The organism is Megamonas rupellensis DSM 19944 (assembly GCF_000378365.1).
Classification (GTDB): Bacteria; Bacillota; Negativicutes; order Selenomonadales; family Selenomonadaceae; genus Megamonas; species Megamonas funiformis.
In genome coordinates this window covers 1-20,452 of record NZ_KB899568.1, presented here as the reverse complement: position 1 = coordinate 20,452, position 20,452 = coordinate 1, and the positions used below count along the sequence as shown (strand labels likewise).

Annotated in this window: 19 protein-coding genes; 5 read left to right on the top strand and 14 right to left on the bottom strand. The window is 33.2% G+C overall.

The window, feature by feature from the left end:
* Positions 1 to 195: 195 nt before the first annotated feature.
* The gene (locus F553_RS0101715; RefSeq protein WP_018998744.1) at positions 196 to 1,002 is read left to right on the top strand and encodes an AraC family transcriptional regulator; all 807 of its coding nucleotides are present in this window, start codon (positions 196 to 198) and stop codon (positions 1,000 to 1,002) included.
* Between the two features lie 52 nt (positions 1,003 to 1,054).
* Here the strand turns inward: F553_RS0101715 and secF are convergent, their stop codons facing one another.
* The 14 genes from secF to F553_RS0101645 form a co-directional block, all read right to left on the bottom strand.
* On the bottom strand, positions 1,055 to 1,975 hold the full coding sequence (gene secF / locus F553_RS0101710; protein WP_018998743.1) for a protein translocase subunit SecF: 921 nt from the start codon (positions 1,973 to 1,975) through the stop codon (positions 1,055 to 1,057).
* A complete protein-coding gene (secD, locus tag F553_RS0101705) occupies positions 1,975 to 3,216 on the bottom strand; it encodes a protein translocase subunit SecD (RefSeq protein ID WP_008539663.1) in 1,242 nt (413 codons plus the stop codon). Before secD ends, secF begins: the two co-directional genes overlap by 1 nt.
* 26 nt (positions 3,217 to 3,242) lie before the next feature.
* The gene (locus F553_RS0101700) at positions 3,243 to 3,830 is read right to left on the bottom strand and encodes a 5-formyltetrahydrofolate cyclo-ligase (protein ID WP_018998742.1); all 588 of its coding nucleotides are present in this window, start codon (positions 3,828 to 3,830) and stop codon (positions 3,243 to 3,245) included.
* The gene (gene yajC, locus F553_RS0101695) at positions 3,808 to 4,122 is read right to left on the bottom strand and encodes a preprotein translocase subunit YajC (protein ID WP_008539659.1); all 315 of its coding nucleotides are present in this window, start codon (positions 4,120 to 4,122) and stop codon (positions 3,808 to 3,810) included. The genes F553_RS0101700 and yajC overlap by 23 nt, the downstream gene beginning before the upstream one ends.
* Positions 4,123 to 4,221: 99 nt before the next feature.
* Positions 4,222 to 5,352, bottom strand: coding sequence for a tRNA guanosine(34) transglycosylase Tgt (gene tgt / locus F553_RS0101690; protein WP_008539658.1), 1,131 nt, complete (start codon positions 5,350 to 5,352; stop codon positions 4,222 to 4,224).
* 88 nt (positions 5,353 to 5,440) lie between these two features.
* Positions 5,441 to 6,466 (bottom strand): tRNA preQ1(34) S-adenosylmethionine ribosyltransferase-isomerase QueA, encoded by a 1,026-nt coding sequence (gene queA, locus F553_RS0101685; RefSeq protein WP_018998741.1) that lies wholly within the window; start codon positions 6,464 to 6,466, stop codon positions 5,441 to 5,443.
* Between the two features lie 21 nt (positions 6,467 to 6,487).
* The gene (locus F553_RS0101680; RefSeq protein WP_018998740.1) at positions 6,488 to 7,684 is read right to left on the bottom strand and encodes a SpoIID/LytB domain-containing protein; all 1,197 of its coding nucleotides are present in this window, start codon (positions 7,682 to 7,684) and stop codon (positions 6,488 to 6,490) included.
* A gap of 2 nt (positions 7,685 to 7,686) precedes the next feature.
* Positions 7,687 to 8,517: a prolipoprotein diacylglyceryl transferase gene (lgt, locus tag F553_RS0101675; RefSeq protein WP_018998739.1), complete on the bottom strand. Its 831-nt coding sequence runs from the start codon at positions 8,515 to 8,517 to the stop codon at positions 7,687 to 7,689.
* A 17-nt stretch (positions 8,518 to 8,534) separates the two neighbouring features.
* Entirely contained in the window at positions 8,535 to 8,987 is a 453-nt protein-coding gene (gene rimI / locus F553_RS0101670; RefSeq protein ID WP_008539654.1) for a ribosomal protein S18-alanine N-acetyltransferase, read from the bottom strand.
* A 9-nt stretch (positions 8,988 to 8,996) separates the two neighbouring features.
* The gene (tsaB, locus tag F553_RS0101665) at positions 8,997 to 9,710 is read right to left on the bottom strand and encodes a tRNA (adenosine(37)-N6)-threonylcarbamoyltransferase complex dimerization subunit type 1 TsaB (protein ID WP_018998738.1); all 714 of its coding nucleotides are present in this window, start codon (positions 9,708 to 9,710) and stop codon (positions 8,997 to 8,999) included.
* Entirely contained in the window at positions 9,691 to 10,170 is a 480-nt protein-coding gene (gene tsaE, locus F553_RS0101660) for a tRNA (adenosine(37)-N6)-threonylcarbamoyltransferase complex ATPase subunit type 1 TsaE (RefSeq protein ID WP_018998737.1), read from the bottom strand. Before tsaE ends, tsaB begins: the two co-directional genes overlap by 20 nt.
* Positions 10,171 to 10,200: 30 nt before the next feature.
* Positions 10,201 to 10,764 (bottom strand): HAD family hydrolase, encoded by a 564-nt coding sequence (locus F553_RS0101655; protein ID WP_018998736.1) that lies wholly within the window; start codon positions 10,762 to 10,764, stop codon positions 10,201 to 10,203.
* A gap of 192 nt (positions 10,765 to 10,956) precedes the next feature.
* Positions 10,957 to 11,913, bottom strand: coding sequence for an L-lactate dehydrogenase (locus tag F553_RS0101650; protein ID WP_018998735.1), 957 nt, complete (start codon positions 11,911 to 11,913; stop codon positions 10,957 to 10,959).
* Between the two features lie 106 nt (positions 11,914 to 12,019).
* Positions 12,020 to 12,478, bottom strand: a complete 459-nt coding sequence (locus F553_RS0101645) for a MarR family winged helix-turn-helix transcriptional regulator (protein ID WP_018998734.1) — start codon at positions 12,476 to 12,478, stop codon at positions 12,020 to 12,022.
* Between the two features lie 245 nt (positions 12,479 to 12,723).
* Between F553_RS0101645 and F553_RS0101640 the strand changes: the two genes are divergently transcribed.
* The 4 genes from F553_RS0101640 to htpG all read left to right on the top strand — a co-directional run bounded on the left by F553_RS0101640 (position 12,724) and on the right by htpG (position 19,950).
* Complete coding sequence (locus tag F553_RS0101640; protein ID WP_018998733.1) at positions 12,724 to 13,920, top strand: efflux RND transporter periplasmic adaptor subunit; 1,197 nt, start codon at positions 12,724 to 12,726, stop codon at positions 13,918 to 13,920.
* Positions 13,921 to 13,936: 16 nt separating this feature from the next.
* Positions 13,937 to 17,098 carry an efflux RND transporter permease subunit gene (locus tag F553_RS0101635; protein WP_018998732.1) on the top strand — a complete coding sequence of 1,054 codons (3,162 nt, stop codon included), beginning with the start codon at positions 13,937 to 13,939 and terminating at the stop codon, positions 17,096 to 17,098.
* 143 nt (positions 17,099 to 17,241) lie between these two features.
* Entirely contained in the window at positions 17,242 to 17,838 is a 597-nt protein-coding gene (locus F553_RS0101630) for a hypothetical protein (protein ID WP_018998731.1), read from the top strand.
* Between the two features lie 156 nt (positions 17,839 to 17,994).
* A complete protein-coding gene (gene htpG, locus F553_RS0101625) occupies positions 17,995 to 19,950 on the top strand; it encodes a molecular chaperone HtpG (RefSeq protein ID WP_018998730.1) in 1,956 nt (651 codons plus the stop codon).
* Positions 19,951 to 20,452: the final 502 nt, after the last annotated feature.

Sequence of the window (20,452 nt, the reverse complement as noted above, 5' to 3'; positions counted from 1 at the left end):
TTATCTCAATAATTCAAAATACTTTTACTAAATGCTCAGTATGTAAACGTTTGCTTTAAAATATATAAAATATTTCAGAATTATAAAAAATATAATAAATTTCGAATTAGAACTTATTTATATTATATACAAATAGACAGAAAAATATGTAATATGTTAAACTAAATAATATAACATTTTGAAACAGGTGATTTTATGCCTCTAAAAATCAGAAAAACAATTTTACGTGAACCATTTATTTTTGATACTATAGGAAATCATTGGGAACAACCACCTGTCTATCGTCCAAAAGGATATCCATTATATCATTATTTACAGACAGAAACAGGCTGTGGTGTAGTAGATATCCAACAAAAACAATATACATTAAATGAAGGCGAAGGTATTTTAATCGCACCTTTTACACCACATTCATACAGCGGTAAAACTAAACAATGGATAACATCTTTTATAACTTTCACAGGAATTATTGAAAGCACTATTCCGCAAATATTAGGAAATCACAAAGCTATTTTCATCAATAAAGAACAAGGCATTGCTATCGGAAAATTAATCTGTGATATGACAGATAGATATGAAAATCCTTCTATTGAAGCAAACTCATTTTCCATCGACTGCTATAAATTACTGATGCATTTTATGGATAATGTCAATTTCAACAATTTACTAAATGAGCCTTTATATCAAAAATATGTATTACCTGTAATTAAAGAAATCGAAACTTCCTATGCTAGTGAAATCACAGTACAAAAATTAAGCCAACAAGTGTATGTTACACCACAATATTTATCGCGCTTATTCTCTAAATTCTTAGGTTGCTCTGTCTATAAATATCTGACAAATTATCGCATCAATAAAGCAAAAGAATTATTACTAACTCATCAACGCATGGAAATTCAACAGATTTCTCAATTAGTAGGTTTTTTAGATACTAGCCATTTTATTGCTATGTTTAAAAAATTTACAGGAATAACACCTCTTGATTTTCGCAAACTCAATTAAAAAAGCTAAGATTAATGGTTTTTATCATCATTAATCTTAGCTTTTATTTTTATTATTTACCTGTATCTGCCATGCGTTTTGCCAAACGTTTTTTATCAGAATATCTTCTAAATGTAACCCAAAGTGGGCTGGCAATGAATATAGATGTATATGCACCGCAGAAGAAACCTATCAATAAAGCAAAGGCAAAATCTTTTGTTGTATCTCCGCCAAAGAAATAAAGCGCAAATGTAGCGAATAATACTGTAGATACTGTATAAATAGAACGAGTCATAGTCTGATAAATACTTGTATTTACAAGTTCTACAATATCGCCATTTTTTCTAAAATGCAATTTTAAATTTTCGCGGATACGGTCAAAAATAACGATAGTATCATTTATAGAGTAACCGATAATTGTAAGTAATGCTGCTACAAATGAAGAATCTATTTGACGCTGAGTAAGTGCAAAAGCACCAAGTACAATAATTACATTGTGTACTAAGCCTAATACTGCTGAAATACCGAATTTAAATTCAAAACGATAAGATACATAAGCAATGATCAATAACCATGAAATAATTGTAGCATATATAGCATTCATGATAAGTTCAGTACCCATTGTAGCACCGACTTTTTCTTCACGAAGCACTTGATATGCACCTAGTTTATCAGTTAAACCAGCCATTACTTCTTTACGTTCTTGTTCTTCTAAATCTACAGTTCTTATCATTACATTTTCAGATTCTGTAGATGAACTAGATTCTCCAGAAAGCTGAATTGTACTATTGCTCAAATTATATTCATTTAAAACAGCACGTACATCATTTATATTTACAGCCTTTTCAAAGCGTAAATCCATGATAGTACCACCAGTAAAGTCAATACCCATATTAAAGCCACGAGTTACCATGAAAAACAAGCTGGCAATAATCAATAATGAAGATATTGCATACCATATCTTGCGTTTACCAATAATATCAAATCTAGCCATTATTTCATGTCACCGTCCTTTACTTTATGACCTAAAGATACACCATAAATACGTGGGTCAGTGAATAATCTAGCTGCAATCAAATGTTTAAGCATAAACTGTGTTAATGTAATAGCTGTAAACATACTGATGACAACACCAAGACCTAAGGTAATGGCAAAACCACGAATTGGACCTGTACCAAAGAAGAATAATACTGCTGCTGCAATAATTGTAGTTAAGTTTGAGTCAAAAATTGTAGTAAAGGCACGTTTAAAACCTGAATCCATCGCCATGCGAAGTGTCTTGCCAGCTTTTACTTCTTCTTTGAAATGTTCAAAGATAAGTACGTTGGCATCAACCGCCATACCGATAGACAAGATAATACCCGCCACCCCTGGAAGCGTGAGCGTAGCATCTAATAATTTAAGCACGAATAATAAAATTATTACATAAGCCATCAAGCTTAAATTTGCAATCAAACCAGAAACACGATAGAAAAGTAACATAAATACAAAAATCGCACCTACACCAACAGTGAATGCAAATACGCTTTTATCTTTACTATCTTGACCAAGTGTTGGGCCTACTGTACGAGTTTCTATAATATCAACTTTTACAGGAAGTGCACCAGAACGTAAAAGCACTGCTAAATTATGTGCTTCTTCAAGATTTCTAGAACCTGTGATTACTGCTTTACCGCCAGTAATTGGTTCATTAACACGTGGAGCTGTTAAAACTTCACCATCAAGTAAAATAGCAATTGTTCTGCCTACATTCGCAGAAGTTAAATCAGCAAATTTTTGAGCACCTTCATCTGTGAATTCAATAGCTACTTCATTTTGATTATTTTGTGTAGTTTGTTCTCTAGCATCTTTTAAATCTGTACCGCTTAAAACAGTATTGCCTTCTTCATCTTTGAATTCAAGCATAGCTGTTTTACCAAGTACAGCAATAGCTTTATCTGGGTCTTTAACACCAGGAAGCTCAATGATAATACGGCGTTCGCCTTCACGCTGAATGATTGGCTCTGTCAAACCAAGTTCATTTACACGTTTTTCCATAATTTTTACTACACGGTTCATAGCATCATCATTAACTTGTGCTTGCTCTGTATCTACACCTTCTAAAACGACATGAGTACCACCTTGAAGGTCTAAACCTTGTCTTATTGAGCCAGCTAGTGGTGCTATAAATGCAGCAAAAACACCAACGATAACAATAATTACCGCTAATAATTTCAATAAAGGATTTTGTTTCAAAATATCTTCCCCCAATATCCTTATAATTATCTGTATTTTATAGTAGTATTTTCTGTCAAAATCATATCTACTTTGATATCGTAATCGTCTTTGATTACTTCATCAACTAATTGACAATCATATACTGCTGCTATTTTTTTAGCGTTGATAGCTTTTACTAAATATCTATCATAATAGCCACCACCCATACCGAGTCGATAACCTTTTTTATCTAGTCCTACAGCAGGCACTAAAATAAAATCTATATCTTGTGGCTTTACAATTTTTAGATTTTCTTCTTTTACTGTCAAAATATTATATGCACCTACAACTAATTCATCTAAAGATTTTATTAAAGTCGCTTGCATTATTTTCATATTTTTATCAGTAATATAAGGCAGGCAAATTTGTTTGCCTGCCTTGAGAGCATTTGTTATTAATTCTTTTGTCTGAAATTCATCAGGCATTGAAGCATATAAAAAACATATCTGAGAATTTTTATATTCCTCAAGTTCTACAATTTTCTTTGTAATTACTGCTGAATACTCATTTTTCTGGATTAATGTTAACGCTCTTCTTTTTGCTAAAAGTTCTTTACGTTGAACCTTTTTATTATTTGTTAGCTGGGTTAGCATTTGTTTTTTCCTGAGTTAAATCTCTAGCTACAGCAGCACTGCTGATTTTAATTTCTACATTATCAGCAATTCTAATTCTAATGAAATCAGATTTTTCTAAATCAATATAAGTAATTTCCCCATGGATACCACCTATAGTTAAAATACGATGACCTACTTTTAAATTATCCATCATTGTATTGCGTTGTTTTTGTTGTTTTTTCTGTGGACGATAAAGTAAGAAATAGAAAATTATTACCATTAATACTATTGGTCCATAGGAATAAAGACTTGCCATCATTGAATCACTCATAAAAAAATTCTCCTCATCATAAAAAATTATATTAATTTATTTTATATTAGCTATAGTATAGCATAATACCTCTATTTATTTACAAATATTCCTCAAAATTTACACAGATTTTGCATTGAATGAGAAATTAGCTGTAAATTTGCGATAAAATTCTGGGAACCTATCTTCCATGATAGATTGACGCATCTGTCTCATAAAGTCAATTAAGAAATGAAGATTATGGATTGTTAATAAACGTAAACCAAAGATTTCATTTACACGAACTAAATGACGAATATAAGCTCTAGAATAATTTCTGCAAGTATAGCAATTGCAATGTTCATCAATTGGGTGGAAATCATGCTCATACTGTGCATTTTTTATTACTAAACGACCATTCCATGTCATAGCTGTTCCATTTCTAGCTACACGAGTAGGGTATACACAGTCAAACATATCTATACCTCTCATTACGCCTTCAACTAAACAATCCGGTGTACCTACACCCATCAAATAACGTGCTTTATTCTGTGGTAAATGTTCTAAAGTGATATCGAGCATTTCATACATCAATTCTTTTGGTTCACCAACACTTAAACCACCAACAGCATATCCAGGGAAATCCATATCTACTAAACGATTAGCACATTCGATACGTAAATCTTTATACATACCACCTTGTACGATACCGAATAAACCTTGATTTGGATTTGTCATCGTATCTTTACAACGCTGTGCCCAACGAAGTGTAAGCTCCATAGACTCACGAGTATATTTGAAATCAGCAGGATATGGCACACATTCATCAAATGCCATGATTATATCTGCACCTAAATCCATTTGTGATTGTGTAGCAATCTCTGGAGATAAGAACTTTTTAGAACCATCGATATGAGAACGGAAAGTTACCCCTTCTTCAGATATCTTGCGTAAATCACCTAAGCTAAATACCTGAAATCCGCCACTATCTGTCAAAATAGCTCTATCCCAATTCATAAATTTATGCAAACCGCCAGCTTCTTTCACAAGCTTAGAGCCAGGACGCAAAAATAAATGATAATTGTTACTTAAAATAATTCCAGCACCCATTTCTTTTAATTCTTCCGGTGCTAAAGTCTTAACACTAGCCTGAGTACCAACAGGCATAAAAATAGGTGTATCAAAACTACCATGTGGTGTGTGAATACGACCAGCACGTGCTCCAGTATGTGGACACTGCTTTATAAGTTCATAAGTAATTGCAGGTTTCATTATGCCTCCAAGATAAATATATTTATTCGTTTTTCTTTTAAATAAAAGAAAATGAACCAAAAAGAAAATTTTCCTAAAAATAACTATCTTATTCTATAAACATAGCGTCGCCAAAGCTAAAGAAACGGTATTTTTCTTTTACTGCTTCTTCATAGGCGGAAAGTACATATTCTCTGCCAGCAAAAGCGCTGATTAACATGATTAAAGTTGATTTTGGTAAATGGAAATTAGTGATAATAGAATCTACTATTTTAAATTTATAGCCAGGATAAATAAAAATACCTGTTTCTTCTGCTATTGGAGAGATAGAGCCATCTTCTTTAGCAGCTGATTCTAAAGTGCGGATAGATGTTGTACCTACAGCGATTACTCTACCACCATTAGCTTTAGTTTGATTGATAATATCTGCTGCTTCTTTTTCAATATGGTAGAATTCTTTATGCATTACATGGTCTTCAATATTATCTACATTTACAGGGCGGAAAGTGCCAAGACCTACATGAAGTGTTACAAAAGCTAAATTTACACCCATTTCTTTTATTTCCGCTAATAATTCTTTTGTAAAATGAAGACCTGCTGTTGGTGCTGCTGCTGAGCCTTCTTCTCTTGCATATACAGTTTGATAGCGATTTTTATCTTCTAATTTTTCATGAATATATGGTGGAAGTGGTGTTTCACCCAATCTATCCAAGATTTCTTCAAAGATACCATCAAATTTAAATTCTACAATACGACCGCCAAAATCTGTATGACCTACAACTTCACAAGCAAGCTCATCACTAAATTCAATGATATTACCTAATTGAGCTTTTTTACCTGGTTTTACTAAAACTTCCCATTGATTAGTATTTGTTAAACGCTTTAATAAAAATACCTCAACTTTACCACCTGTTTTTGCTCTATGACCAATAAGACGAGCAGGCATTACCTTTGTATCATTAAATACTAAAGTATCACCTTTGCGTAAATACTGTTTAATATCATAAAAATGTTTATGTTCAATAGTTTTTTCTTTGCGATTTAACACCATCAAGCGTGAATGGTCACGTTTAGCACATGGTGTTTGAGCTATTAATTCTTCTGGAAGATTATAGTCAAACTCATTTAATAGCATTAAATATTATCCCCTTTATTTTTATTTATACATATCTTTTATATTTACATCACTATAATAATGATATAAAATTTGCTGATATTTTTTACCTTTATCCGCTAAAGATTTTGCCCCCCATTGAGACATTCCCAAGCGATGACCAAAACCACTGCCTTTAAAAATCAATTTTTTATCATCTTTATCAATTTTTAAAGTATCGCCTTTAGCTTTTTTATTACCTTCTAATTCTATAGTAAAATTGCTACTTTTTAAACCCAATAAACTGCGAAGCTGTGTCTTTGTCAATTCCACAGATTTTTTATTACTGCCTATAAATTTTACAACTTGCGGTTTACTTGCTTTATTTGGATTTTTTTTCAATCCACTAAAATCTATTTCTTTTATTGTACCAATATCACTATATGAATTTTTTATAGATTTACTTAAATTATCTACTGTTACAGATACTGCCCAACTTTGATATGGAGATTGCTCCTCTTTATCTTCTACTGCTCTCAAATAAGGCACATTGACATTCCATACATTGATACTGTCATCAGTTTGACCACCTGAAGCTGCATGAAATACTGAACATATAGGTTGATTTAAATAAACAATGACTTCTCCTTTTGTAGCATCTATAGCTTTATTCGTAGTAGCAGCTTCTGAATCCATACCACCATAAACTTGGCAATCTGTTGTTACGCAGACGTCAAAACCTTCTTTTGTATGTTTTCGATCAAGCTTATCGTATAAAGCAAAAGTTCTAGCAGCTACAGCTTGAGCTTTCAAAGCTTCTATATTCCAACTAGCAGGCATTTCTTCTGGTACGACACCATATAAATATTCATCAATCAATAAACGATTTATCACTGTAAGCCCTGCTTTATGCGGTTGAATAATCAAATTTCCTCTATATCGTTTGCCATTGACAATTACAGGGGCATTATTTTTGACTGCTACCACTAAAGTAGTAGTTTCCTTGCCTTTTTTATTGACATAAACAGTTCTATCTTTTTGACGAATATTTACTTCATTCATCTTTTTAAATTTATAATTTACTTTATTGTCAACATCTTTGACCACAAAATCATCATTTGCTGTGATTACAACTTCTTGTACTCCTTGTAATAATCCCACTCTTACATATGGAGCTGATGACTGTGCTGATACTACTTGTATATTACTTACAAATGCACAACAGCATAATAAACAAATAAGATATAGATATTTTTTCATATTTAATATCCTCTTTTATTTTTTATTCTATTTTTATTTATTTTAGATTTGACTGTTTTCTTCTGTCCAGAATATGTTATCTGACAATAAATAAAGAAAATCAACGCTAAAATAAATGCTACTAAACTAGTTGTCTGTGCAGATGTAAAGCTTAAAAATACAGGAGTAGCATAATCGCCACGCAAAAATTCCAAGCCAAAGCGAGCTAAACTATATAACATTATATATAAAGAAAAAGCTTGACCTTTGGCATGAGGAAAAGCTCTAAAAATCAATAGTAGAGCAAAAATCACAAAATCAATTTGACCTTCCCATACTTCAGCAGGCCATAATGGTTGAGCACCATACGTATGGTAAGCAAGCGTTGTTTCTGGATAAATAATACCAAAATTGCCATCAGTTGGCGCACCAAAAGCATCGCCATTCAATAAATTGGCACAACGACCAATGGCTTGCCCTAAAATAATTGCTGGGGCTACGATATCAGCTAGTGCTAAGATGTCTATTTTATGACGTCTAGCATAAATAATTCCTGCTCCCACGCCAAAAACAATACCACCTTGAATAGCCATACCACCTTGCCATACATAAAAAATTTCACTTAAATGATGACTATAATACGCCCAATCAAAGAAAAATACATCCCACAATCTAGCGCCCACAATACCAGCGATACCACTATAAATACCGATATCTACAATATGATTGTGCCATCTGCCATCTTGTTTTGCTAAGAAATAAGCCACACCTGTTGCCAAAATAATACTCAAAGATAAAATCAGACCATATGCTCTTATCGGAAAATCACCAACAAAAAATAAATATTGGTGCATACTATCACCTCAGTATATTATTTTATATTGGTCAAATCTGTTATCCACATGATTTCAGCATCTTCACCATCTTCATAATACCCACGACGGCGACCTACAGATTTAAAACCTAATGATTCATACAAATGTATTGCTCCTTTATTACTTGGTCGAACTTCTAAAGTCATAGCATTTGCCTTTCTTTCTTGAGAAATCTTGATGATTTCCTTCATCATCAATCGACCTATACCTTTGTTTTGATATTCAGGAGTTATAGCTACATTTGTTATTTGAGCTTCATCAAATAATATCCAAACACCTACATAGCCAATGACTCTTTCGCCATCTAAAGCCAACAAATAATAAGCTTTATCATTAGAAGCTTCCTGCCAAAAAGATTGTCTTGACCATGGCATATCAAAACAAGATTTTTCTACAACTTCCACAGCACTTGCATCTTCTGGAGTCATTTTACGAAAATTTATTTGCATATTTTCACCTTATAAATCTGTTAATTTTTCGCCATGGCGTTTTTCCCATAAAACTTCAGCTTCTGAACGGCGAATATATACAGGTTCTAAATCCATGATATTATCATAATCTTCATTTTCAAATCTAACTTTTGCTGCCATAGCCACATTACTTGCTCTAGGCATACAAAGATGTGGTAAACCTAAAGAAACATTTTCATATTGAGCGATTATATCTGCTTTCTTTTGAGCGATATCTCCCACAAATACTACTGGTTTGTCTAGTGTAGAACAATATTTTACCACTTCTTCAAAATCCATCACGCAAGTTTGTTTTTTCTCATCAAAGCCCTTGCCATTCCATTCATACAAAGCAAAATAAGCATTGCTTTTTTGTGCATCTAATACACTTGCCACATATACACTTGGCACTGGATAATGATAAGCCATAGCCTCTAATGAAGATACAGCTACTACAGGAATGGATAAAGCATATGATAACATTTTAGCAGTAGCAAGACCTATGCGTAGCCCTGTAAAAGAGCCAGGTCCTATGCTTATAGCTACACCTGTTAAATCAGACTTATCCATATGTGCAATTTTTAAAACATCTTGCACATGCCCTAATAAAACTTCTGATTGGGGTAATTTTAATTGCATGATAATCTCTGCAACTAATTTATCTTTTTGCACAATAGCAGCACCTGAAACTATTGTTGAAGTATCAATCGCTAATATTGCCACAGTGCTTCAACTCCTCATAAATATTTTTATATTTTTGACCTTCAATATTGATAGTAATTATACGCTTTTGTTCACTATCGCCACGCTCGATTTTTAAATGCAAATAATCTTCTGGCATATAGGCAAAAAATCTATCTGGCCACTCAATCAATACTACTTCATCTTCAACATCAGTATACTCATAAAAACCAATTTCCTCTAAATCTTCTGGTTGCTCTAAACGATATAAATCAAAATGATATATACGCTTTTTACCTTCATATACATTCATTAAATTAAAAGTAGGACTTGTAACGATTTCTTTTACTTTTAATGCCTTACATAAACTTTGTGTAAATAAAGTTTTACCTGCACCTAAATCACCTTCAAGACAAATTATCAAATTATCTTGAATTAAATTTGCTATCTTTTCACCTAAAAGACTTGTTTGTTCAGGTGAATTTGTAGTTATTGTAAACATATTTCACCTCAAAAATTCATTTTAATCATATTATTTAAAATCATCAACTATGCAAATACTAGCACCTGTTTTTCTTGCAGCTGCCAAGCCTACGTCAGAGTCCTCAAAAATAATGGTATTTTCTGGCTTAACCTTAAAATATTCCATTGCTTTTAAAAATCCTTCTGGATCTGGCTTGCCATTTTTCACATCATCAATAGTAAAAATAACATCAAATAATTCTAATCTGCCAAAATAACGCAAAATATCTTTAGAATTACTTGAACCACTTGTTACTACAGCTGTATGATATTCATTTTTCATAGCTTTAATAATATTAAACAAATGAGTATTTTCTGTAGCATATTTTAGATTTTCTTCATAATATAATTTCTTAGCATCATGAATTTCTTCAAAACGATTTTCAGGAACACCCATTATCGGTAAAAATCCACGATAAGTAGGGCCCCAACATTTTTCAACATATATATCGTAATCAAAAACCACAGGTAATCCAGCTCTTTCAATAGCTTCACGATATGCCATATAATTCACTCTGCGCGTATCAAATAAAGTACCATCTAAATCACAAATAACTAATTTACTTTTTTCCATTAAAAATCCCCTTAGGTTATTTAAAATCTATCATTATTTTTTACAATATCTATGTTATTCTATCACATCTAAAGATACTTGTCTTTTATATCTATGGTTTTTCTTGCAAACAACTTTATTTTCTTACCAAAATAATAAAGCTACTTTCGATTTTATCTCTAAATCAAAAGTAGCTTTATTTTATATTCATACTTAGTCAATTAATTTATTTGCTCTAAGTACAGTTTTTATACTTTCTGCACTAAAATGAAGAGCTTTTAATTCATCTTCTGGTAAATCTATAGCTAATCGTTTTTCTACACCATTTGCACCAATGATACTTGGCAAGCTAAGTGCTACATCTGTTAAGCCATATTCGCCTTCAAGCGGAGTAGAAACTGGTGTTACACAACGTTCATTAAACATAACAGCACGAGCTAATCTACAAGCACCCATTGCTATACCAGTATTTGTCCAACCTTTAGACAATAATACATCATATGCTGTATTTACTACTTCTTGAGCTATAGCTTTTTTATCAAAATCACTGTTATGATCATAATATTTATCTAAATCAGCTAAACGCACACCGCCAATGCTGATTGTAGACCATGCAGGAAAAGCAGAATTACCATGTTCACCAAGCATAAAGCCCTGAACATCTTTAGCATCAACATTATAATGGTTTGCTATGATGCGTTTTAAGCGAAGTGTTTCTAAAGTAGTCCCTGTACCGAATAATTTTCCTTTTTCATAACCGAATTTAGTAGCTGCCAAATATGTAGTTACATCAAGCGGATTAGTAATCATGATAAAAGGTGTATTTTTTGTATATTTTGTAACCTCTGTCATGATTTCGCCAATAACTTTTACATTTCGTTCTGCAAGTATTAATCTGTCTAATTTTTCCCCAGGTAAGATACTAGGGCCACCAGAACAAATAATTATATCAGCATCTTTACACTGACTAAAATCGCCTGAATAAACTTTCATACCTGGTACATACGTACAAGGTGTCGCATGAGTTGCGTCTAAAGCTTCGCCATGAGCTACTTTTTCATTAATATCTATACATACGATTTCAGCAGCTAAATTCATTGCCATTGCTTGTGTTAATACAGCTGAACCTACATGACCAAGACCTATAATTGCCAATTTACTCATTTTCATTCTAATTACCCCCATATCACAAAACCATTAATCTCATTTTATTAAATAAATGGTTCGATTTTTTATGATATAGCAAATAATCATTATTGTCAACATGTAAACCAGTTTATCCTTTTTGCTTTTCGAATATTTTCGCCATCATTTTCTTTACAAGTCTTACACTTTGATCAAATTTTTCCGTATCACTATCTGATAAATCAGTCGTGCTTTCCATAAAAATAAGTCTTTGCGATTTTTGATGTTCCTTTAAAAAATTTCTACCTTTTTCACTCAAAGAAATTTGACTATATCTTCTATCCTTACTTAAACAAGTCTTTTTAATAAATTCTTTTTTCACTAATTTATCAATGATAGGACTCATTTGTTGTTTTGATATAGATAAATGTTTTGCTAGCTCTGTTACAGTAGCAAATGTATCCTCTTTTTCAAAAAGATAATACATCACTGCAAAGTGATTGAGTGGTAATGGCAAAGCTGCAGTTCGCCATAATTTGTGATTATAAGTCATCATAATATCAAACAAATCAAAATAAATATCTGATATCTTTCTGCTATTCTTCTCCAAAAATTTCTCTCCCTTTGTCAAAATTTAATAATAAAAAATTTTATTTTTTCAAAGATTAAAACCAGATTAAAAACTGTCTTCAAGAGTGCAAAATTCTTGACTTTTCAATAGATATACTATACTATAGAACACGATAATAGTAAATACTTGTGTACTATCAGCTATTTATAAAAAATCTAAAAAGCTGATTATAAAGCTGTGCTAAAGCACAGCTTTTGAAATTTATCAAAGGAGGTTTAATAATTTTGGCCACACAATCAAAGAAAAAAGCTGTTATCCTAGTTGTAGCCATAGTAGTTATAGCACTTATTGGATATCTTGCATATTCTAAGTTAACAGCTACATCACAGGGCAACAAAACAGCAGGTGGTCCTGCAACTGTAAAAGCAATGCAGGTAATCAAACGTGATACACCACTTAATTATGAATATGCTGGTAATATCAAATCAACAGACGAAGTAAAAATCACTTCTCGTGTTTCAGGCACAATTGTTGAAAAATATATTACAGGTGGCGAATTCGTACAAGCAGGTCAACCACTTTACAAAATTGACAGTCGTCAATATGAAAGTACATTGCTCTCAGCTCAAGCAACATTAGCTCAATCTCAAGCTAATTATCAAAACGCTTTAGCTACATTACAAAATGCTCAAGTAGATAATAACCGTTACCAAACATTATTATCTCAAAACGCAATTTCCGATCAACAAGCTGCAACTCAACAATCTCAAGTAGAAGCTTTAACTGCATCATTGCAAGCTCAGCAAGCAATCATTGATTCCAATGCTGCTCTTGTAAAAAAAGCTCAAGAAGATTTAGATGATACAGTTGTTTATGCCCCAACTTCTGGTAAACTCGATATCAATGATATTGATGTAGGTGCTTATGCTACTGCTGGAAGTACAGTTCTTGTAACAATGGGCTCTGTAGACCAGGTATATGCTCAATTTAATGTAAGTGAAAATGAATATTTAAATCTTGCATCTTTCTTTAATAGTGATACTAATAATGTAACTATCACTTTAAGTGATGGTACAGAATATCCTGTTTCTGGTCACCTTGTGCAAGTAGACCGTTCTTTAACTACAAATACTGGTACACTTGCAATCAATGCTTTATTTGATAATCCAGATGGTCTTTTACTTCCTGGTATGTTCGCTCGTGTAAAAATTTCTGGACAAGTAATTCCAAATGCTACTTTAATTCCACAACGTGCAGTACAACAAGTTCTTGAAAAAACTTTCGTAACTGTAGTAGGTCCAGACAATAAATCTGTAAGTAAAGCTGTTACTTTAGGTGATAAAGTTGGTAGTTATTGGATTGTTAAAGATGGTTTAGATGCTAATGACGTTGTTGTTGTTGAAGGTCTTACTAAATTACAAGAAGGCGTTCCTCTTAACGTCACTATGGTAACTCCTGAAGAATTAGGTTTAACTTTTTAATCAGGGGGTGCTATAATTGTCAAGATTCTTTATAAATCGTCCGATATTTGCTATTGTTATATCTTTAATCATTGTAATCTTAGGTACAATTTCTGCTTTTAACTTACCAATAGCACAATATCCACAGATTTCTCCACCTACAATTACTGTAAGCACAACTTATACAGGTGCCAATGCTGATACCGTAAATGAAACTGTCGCTCAAGTAGTTGAACAGCAAGTAAACGGTGTTGAAGGCATGGACTATATGAGTTCTACTGCTTCAAATGATGGTAGATATAGCTTACAAGTAGTCTTCAAATTAGGTACTGATGGTGATATGGACTCAGTAAAAGTACAAAACAATGCTTCTACTGCTGAACCAAGCTTACCAACTGATGTTCAAACATATGGTCTTACTACTCGTAAAGCCTCTAGTGATATGGCAATGGTATTGACTTTAACATCACCTAACGGTACTTATGATAGTGTTTTCTTAAAAAACTATGCTGATATTTATCTCGTAGATAAAATCAAACGTGTTCCAGGTGTTGGGGACTTAAACGTATTCGGTGCTGACTATGCAATGCGTCTTTGGATCAATCCTGATAAATTAGCTGAACTCGGTCTTACTGTAGCTGATGTTGTCAGTGCAGTAAAAGAACAAAATATTCAGGCTCCTGCTGGTACAATCGGTCAGATGCCTGCACCAAAAGACCAAGAATTCCAATATACAGGTAAAGTTCAAGGTCGTTTAATAACACCTGAAGAATTTGGAAACATCATTATTCGTTCTGATAATAATAGTGGTTCCTTCGTTCGTGTAAAAGATGTTGCTAGAGTAGAAACTGGCGCTCGTACAAATAATATTTCTGCTAAACATAATAATCAAAATTCTGTAGGTTTCGGTGTTCAGCTTACAAGTGATGCTAACGCAATGGAAACTGTAAGCCAAGTAAAAGAAATCCTCGAAGAAGCTAAAGCAGACTTCCCTCCTGATTTAGAATATGAAGCAGTTGTAGATAATACAACATATATCAGCGAATCTATTCAGGAAGTTGTTAAAACATTTGTTGAAGCCCTCTTACTCGTTATGCTCATTGTATATATCTTCTTACAGAGCTGGCGTGCAACTTTAATTCCAATGCTCGCTGTACCAGTTTCCCTTATCGGTACTTTTGCAGCCTTCATTGTATTAGATTTTACTATTAATACACTTACCTTATTCGGTATGGTTCTTGCCATCGGGCTTGTTGTCGATGATGCTATCGTTGTTATCGAAAACGTTGAGCGTCATATGGCAGAAGATGGTCTTGACCCTAAAGAAGCAACAGGTCGTGCTATGGACGAGGTACAAGGTCCAGTTGTCGCTATTGCCTTCACACTTGCCTCTGTATTCGTACCAGTAGCAGGTTTAGGCGGTATGACAGGGGTTTTATATCGTCAGTTCGCTTTGACTATTGCTATTTCTATGGCATTATCTGCCTTTGTGGCTTTAACACTTACACCTGCACTTTGTGCTACTTTGTTAAAACCACATACTCCTAATGAAAATAAAGACTCTACTATAGGTAGTTTCTTTATTAGATTTAACCAATTCATGAATTGGATGACTAGAGGATATGTAAAATGTATTGCTTTCCTCATTGGTAAAGCTAAACTTTGCGTAGTATTCCTTGTAATCATCACAGCTCTTATGGCTGGTTTATTTAGAATATTACCAACTACATTCATTCCTCCAGAAGACCAAGGTTTCTATCTTGGTTCTGTAACATTACCAGAAGGTACTTCCTTAAATCGTACAGAAGAAATAATGGATGCCTTATCTCAAGAACTCAGACAAAATCCAGGTGTTGACCAGGTTATGGGTATTTCTGGTTATGATATTTTATCTGGTGGTGCAAAATCCAGTGCAGCTACTTTCTTCGTTGGTTTAAAACCATGGAGTGAAAGAACTACTCCAGAAACAAGTATCGATGCTGAAGTTGGTATGGCATTTAAACAAGGTATGAATTACCCAGAAGCTTCTATCATCGCCATGAACCCACCATCTCTTCCAGGTCTTGGTATGGTCAGCGGTTTCAATCTTCAATTGCAAGATATGAGCGGTCATACTAATGAAGAATTAGATACTATCACTAAAAAAATCGTTGCTGCCGCTAATCAGCGTCCAGAACTTCAAGGTGTATATACTACTTACAGTATAAAATCACCAATATATGAATTTGAAGTAGACCGTGAAAAAGTTAAAAACTTAGGTTTAAATATTTCTGATGTATTCACTGCTCTCCAAGTAAACTTTGGTGGTACTGAAATCAACGATTTCAACCAATTTGGTCGTACTTATAAAGTAGTAATGCAAGCAGACAGCAATTTCCGTAATGAAGCTGATACAACACGTTTCATCTTTATTCGCGGATCTAATGGTCAAATGGTTCCATTAAATACTATAATTAAACCAAAATTAAATTCAGGTCCTGCTATCATCTCTCGTTTCAATGCTAGCAGAAGTGTTACAATTCAAGGTAGTCCAAAAGATGGATATAGCTCTGGTCAAGCCATGGCTGCTATCGAAGAAGTTGTAAAAGAAGTGGCACCTACTGGATTTAATATTGACTGGTCTGGTCAAAGCCGTGAAGAACGTGCTGCAACAAGCTCTACAACTCAAGTTATGGCTCTTGCTCTTGTATTCGTATTCTTATGCCTTGCTGCTTTATACGAAAGCTGGAGCGTACCATATGCTGTATTGTTGACTGTTCCAACTGGTATCTTTGGTGCTTTATTATCTGCATATGTCTTAAATATGCAAATCAGTATCTATATGCAAATCGGTATCATCGTTATCATCGGTTTGGCAGCTAAGAACGCTATTCTTATCGTAGAATTCGCTAAAGTTCGTGTTGATACTGGTATGAAACCATTAAAGGCTGCTCTAGAAGCGGCAAAACTTCGTCTTCGTCCAATCATAATGACATCTCTTGCATTCATCATCGGCTGTTTACCACTTGCTGTAGCAACTGGTGCTGGTGCTGCTGCTCGTAATAACATGGGTATTGCCGTTGTTGGTGGTATGATTTTTGCCACTATCTTAGGTGTATTCTTAATCCCTGTTATGTATCTTGTTGTTATGAAAATAACTTCTTGGCTCACTGGAGATAAGAAAGTTAAACCAAAATCCGAAGTCGATAAATTTATGTAATTTTTTTGACCAATATTATCTTTTGATATAAAATAAAAATCGCTTTTTATGCTTATCTATGATATAATTGGCTAAATAAATACTATGAATAAGATGCTATAAATTTATAGCATCTTATTCTATAAATTTAAGGAGATATACTTATGATGTTAAAAAGAATGTTTCTGACTTTTATGAGTATTTTTACACTACTAGCTGTAGCAGCTATGCCAGGCACAAGTTTTGCAGCAGACGGATATTTATATACTAGTGAACGCTTCGGTTACAGTATAAAATGTCCTGAAAAACCTCTCGCTGTAATTAATTTGAGCATTCTTTCCCCTCAAGAACAAGGAGATGTTCTCATATTTGAAACAGATGGTCATAACCCTACAAAATACTGGGTTGTTTCCCCAAATGCTTTCAGTAATGATACTTTTCCTGACCTTGATAATTTAACTGATGAAGCTAGACAAGATTTATTTACTCGATTAGCTATTGAACGTGGATATGAAGCGATTTCTCTTGTTCCAATTCAAGGACATAATGCTATTTATGCTGTTACTGCAAAAACTATCCAAATCGATACAGATAAAGATGGTCAAGTAGATAAAACAATTGAACAAGAAGGACAAAATATCGAAACATATTTTAAAGGTGCAAAATCCAATTACTGTATCGTTTTATCATCAAAATCAGCATTAACTGAAGATGATATTAATAATTACCAATATGGTTTATTATCCTTCAATGATAAATAATCTTAAAAATAGAGAAAAAGCCAGTATAACTGGCTTTTTCTTTTATTCTCTATTGACATTTTGACCTATAATTATATAATAATAATTAACGGTTAGCACTCTTTGTATTAGAGTGCTAATAATTCATTTTTAATCTAAATTTAGGAGTGACAAATCTTGGCTAAAGAAACACATCAATTTCAAGCTGAAACTAAAAAATTACTCGATTTAATGATACATTCTATTTATACAAACCGTGAAATATTCCTTCGCGAATTAATTTCCAACGCTTCTGATGCAATCGATAAATTACATTTTGAATCACTTACAAATCGTGATTTACTCGAAGGCAATAGCGATTATGAAATCTTCTTAATTCCTGATGAAGCTAGCCATACATTGACTATTTCTGATAATGGTCTTGGTATGAATAGAGAAGAACTCATTGAAAACTTAGGTACTATCGCAAAATCTGGTACAAAAGCATTCTTGGAAAAACTTCAACAAGCTAAAGAAGGCGACAATGACACTCAAAAAGATTTAATCGGTCAATTCGGTGTAGGTTTTTACTCCGCTTTCATGGTAGCTGAAAAAATCACTGTAGTTTCCAGAAAAGCCGGCGAAGCTCAAGCTTATAAATGGGAATCCACAGCTGATGGTTCTTACACTATCGAAGAATGCACTAAAGATAGCCGTGGTACTAATATCACTATCACACTTTTACCTGAATTCTATGGTGATAAAGCTGAAGAAAACTTCACTGACACATATAAATTACAATCTCTTGTAAAAAAATATTCCGATTATGTTCGTTACCCAATCAAAATGAACTTTGTCATTGAAGAACAGCCAAAAGATGCTGATGGTAAACCAATCGAAGGTGCTGGTACTATCAAGAAAAATGAAGTTCGCATCTTAAACTCCATGCAACCACTTTGGGCTAAAAATAAATCTGAAATCAAAGAAGAAGAATACACTGAATTCTATCAAAATCTTTTCCATGATTGGGAAAAACCAATGGAAGTAATGCACAATAAAATCGAAGGTAATATCGAATACACTTCCCTTTTATTCTTCCCTGCACATGCTCCTTACAATCTTTATCATAGCGATTATGAACCAGGCTTACAGCTTTATTCTCGCCATGTATTCATCATGGATAAATGCAAAGACCTCTTACCTGAATATCTCCGCTTTGTTAAAGGTTTAGTTGACTCTCCTGATTTCTCCTTAAATATCTCTCGTGAACTTTTACAACAGAGCCGTGAATTAAAATTAATCGGTAAAAACTTAGAAAAAACTATCTTAAAACAATTAGCAAATACACTCAAAAAAGACCGCAGTAAATATGAACAATTCTGGAAAGAATACGGTAAATCCTTAAAAATCGGTATCTATGGCAGTGTATATAATGGTGGCAGTGATGTAGTAAATAAATTAAAAGATTTACTCTTATTCACCACTTCCAAAGAAGATAAACTCATCACTTTAAAAGAATATGTAGAAAATATGCCTGAAAGCCAGAAAAAAATCTACTATGCTACAGGTAAAGACCGTGTAAGTATCGATAGCTTACCACAGATGGAAATTCTACGCGATAAAGGTATTAATGTATTATACTTCCTTGATAACGTTGACGAGTTCGCTATTGAAGTTATGCGTGAATATGAAGGTAAACCATTCCATTCCATCAGCCGTGGCGATTTAGACCTTGATGATGTTGAATCTCAAGAAGTGAAAAAAGAAACTGAAACAATCGCAAAATCCAATGAAGATTTAATCAAAGATATCAAAGAAACTCTTGGCGATAAAGTTGCTGAAGTAAAAATCAGTAGCCGTTTAAAATCCTCTGCTGTTTGCTTAGTAGCAGACGAACAAGGTCCAAGCTTCGCTATGGAACAAGCTTTTGCTGATGCAAATAATCCAATGTTCAAAGCTAGACGTATTTTAGAAATCAATCCAAAACATGATTTATTTGCTCGTTTACAAAAAGTACATGAACAAGGCAAAGAAAGTACTGCCTTCAAAGATTATTGCTCACTTTTATATGCTCAAGCACTTCTCATCGAAGGTATGATGCCAGAAGACCCAGCTGCAATTGCTAATAAAATCGCTGAATTGATGGCTAAATAATTATATTTATATAAAAAAATCCTACAGAATTTATCTGTAGGATTTTTATTTATGATTTTATTTCATTACTTTTTAATCTACAATATTATAAATAGTGTATTTAACAAGTTTTAAAATTCGGCAAGCTTCACCATCAACTAATTTATATTGAATTTCACAAATGCCACCAGTCGGATTAGCATTTGTATCATCTTCTAAATAAAGTGGAAATGTTCTTTTGACATACTCCCCATGCCTAAAGGCAGGGGATTCTTGGATACAAACGATACTTGCCTACTAAAATAGCAGGTCTTACTATATCTCTCCAAAGAAGGTTGATGCCCCAACCTTCCATATCTAAAAAAATTTATTAATAAAATATATTCTCTCTATCTTATTCTAGATAAATAAAAAAAATCCTATTTACCTAAAATATATCTTTCAATACCATAAGCTACACCATCTTCAAATACTGATGGAACTACAATTTTAGCACTATTTCTAGCTTTTACACTGCCATTTG

What these genes read in the sequence shown, in the direction of transcription:
- tsaE (WP_018998737.1), bottom strand. Translation starts at nt 10,170, where the DNA reads ATGTTTACAATAACTACAAATTCACCTGAACAAACAAGTCTTTTAGGT.
- F553_RS0101650 (WP_018998735.1), bottom strand. Translation starts at nt 11,913, where the DNA reads ATGAAAATGAGTAAATTGGCAATTATAGGTCTTGGTCATGTAGGTTCA.
- F553_RS0101715 (WP_018998744.1), top strand. Translation starts at nt 196, where the DNA reads ATGCCTCTAAAAATCAGAAAAACAATTTTACGTGAACCATTTATTTTT.
- yajC (WP_008539659.1), bottom strand. Translation starts at nt 4,122, where the DNA reads ATGAGTGATTCAATGATGGCAAGTCTTTATTCCTATGGACCAATAGTA.
- F553_RS0101655 (WP_018998736.1), bottom strand. Translation starts at nt 10,764, where the DNA reads ATGGAAAAAAGTAAATTAGTTATTTGTGATTTAGATGGTACTTTATTT.
- rimI (WP_008539654.1), bottom strand. Translation starts at nt 8,987, where the DNA reads ATGCAAATAAATTTTCGTAAAATGACTCCAGAAGATGCAAGTGCTGTG.
- F553_RS0101630 (WP_018998731.1), top strand. Translation starts at nt 17,242, where the DNA reads ATGATGTTAAAAAGAATGTTTCTGACTTTTATGAGTATTTTTACACTA.
- tgt (WP_008539658.1), bottom strand. Translation starts at nt 5,352, where the DNA reads ATGAAACCTGCAATTACTTATGAACTTATAAAGCAGTGTCCACATACT.
- lgt (WP_018998739.1), bottom strand. Translation starts at nt 8,517, where the DNA reads ATGCACCAATATTTATTTTTTGTTGGTGATTTTCCGATAAGAGCATAT.
- secF (WP_018998743.1), bottom strand. Translation starts at nt 1,975, where the DNA reads ATGGCTAGATTTGATATTATTGGTAAACGCAAGATATGGTATGCAATA.
- F553_RS0101680 (WP_018998740.1), bottom strand. Translation starts at nt 7,684, where the DNA reads ATGAAAAAATATCTATATCTTATTTGTTTATTATGCTGTTGTGCATTT.
- queA (WP_018998741.1), bottom strand. Translation starts at nt 6,466, where the DNA reads ATGCTATTAAATGAGTTTGACTATAATCTTCCAGAAGAATTAATAGCT.
- F553_RS0101700 (WP_018998742.1), bottom strand. Translation starts at nt 3,830, where the DNA reads ATGCTAACCCAGCTAACAAATAATAAAAAGGTTCAACGTAAAGAACTT.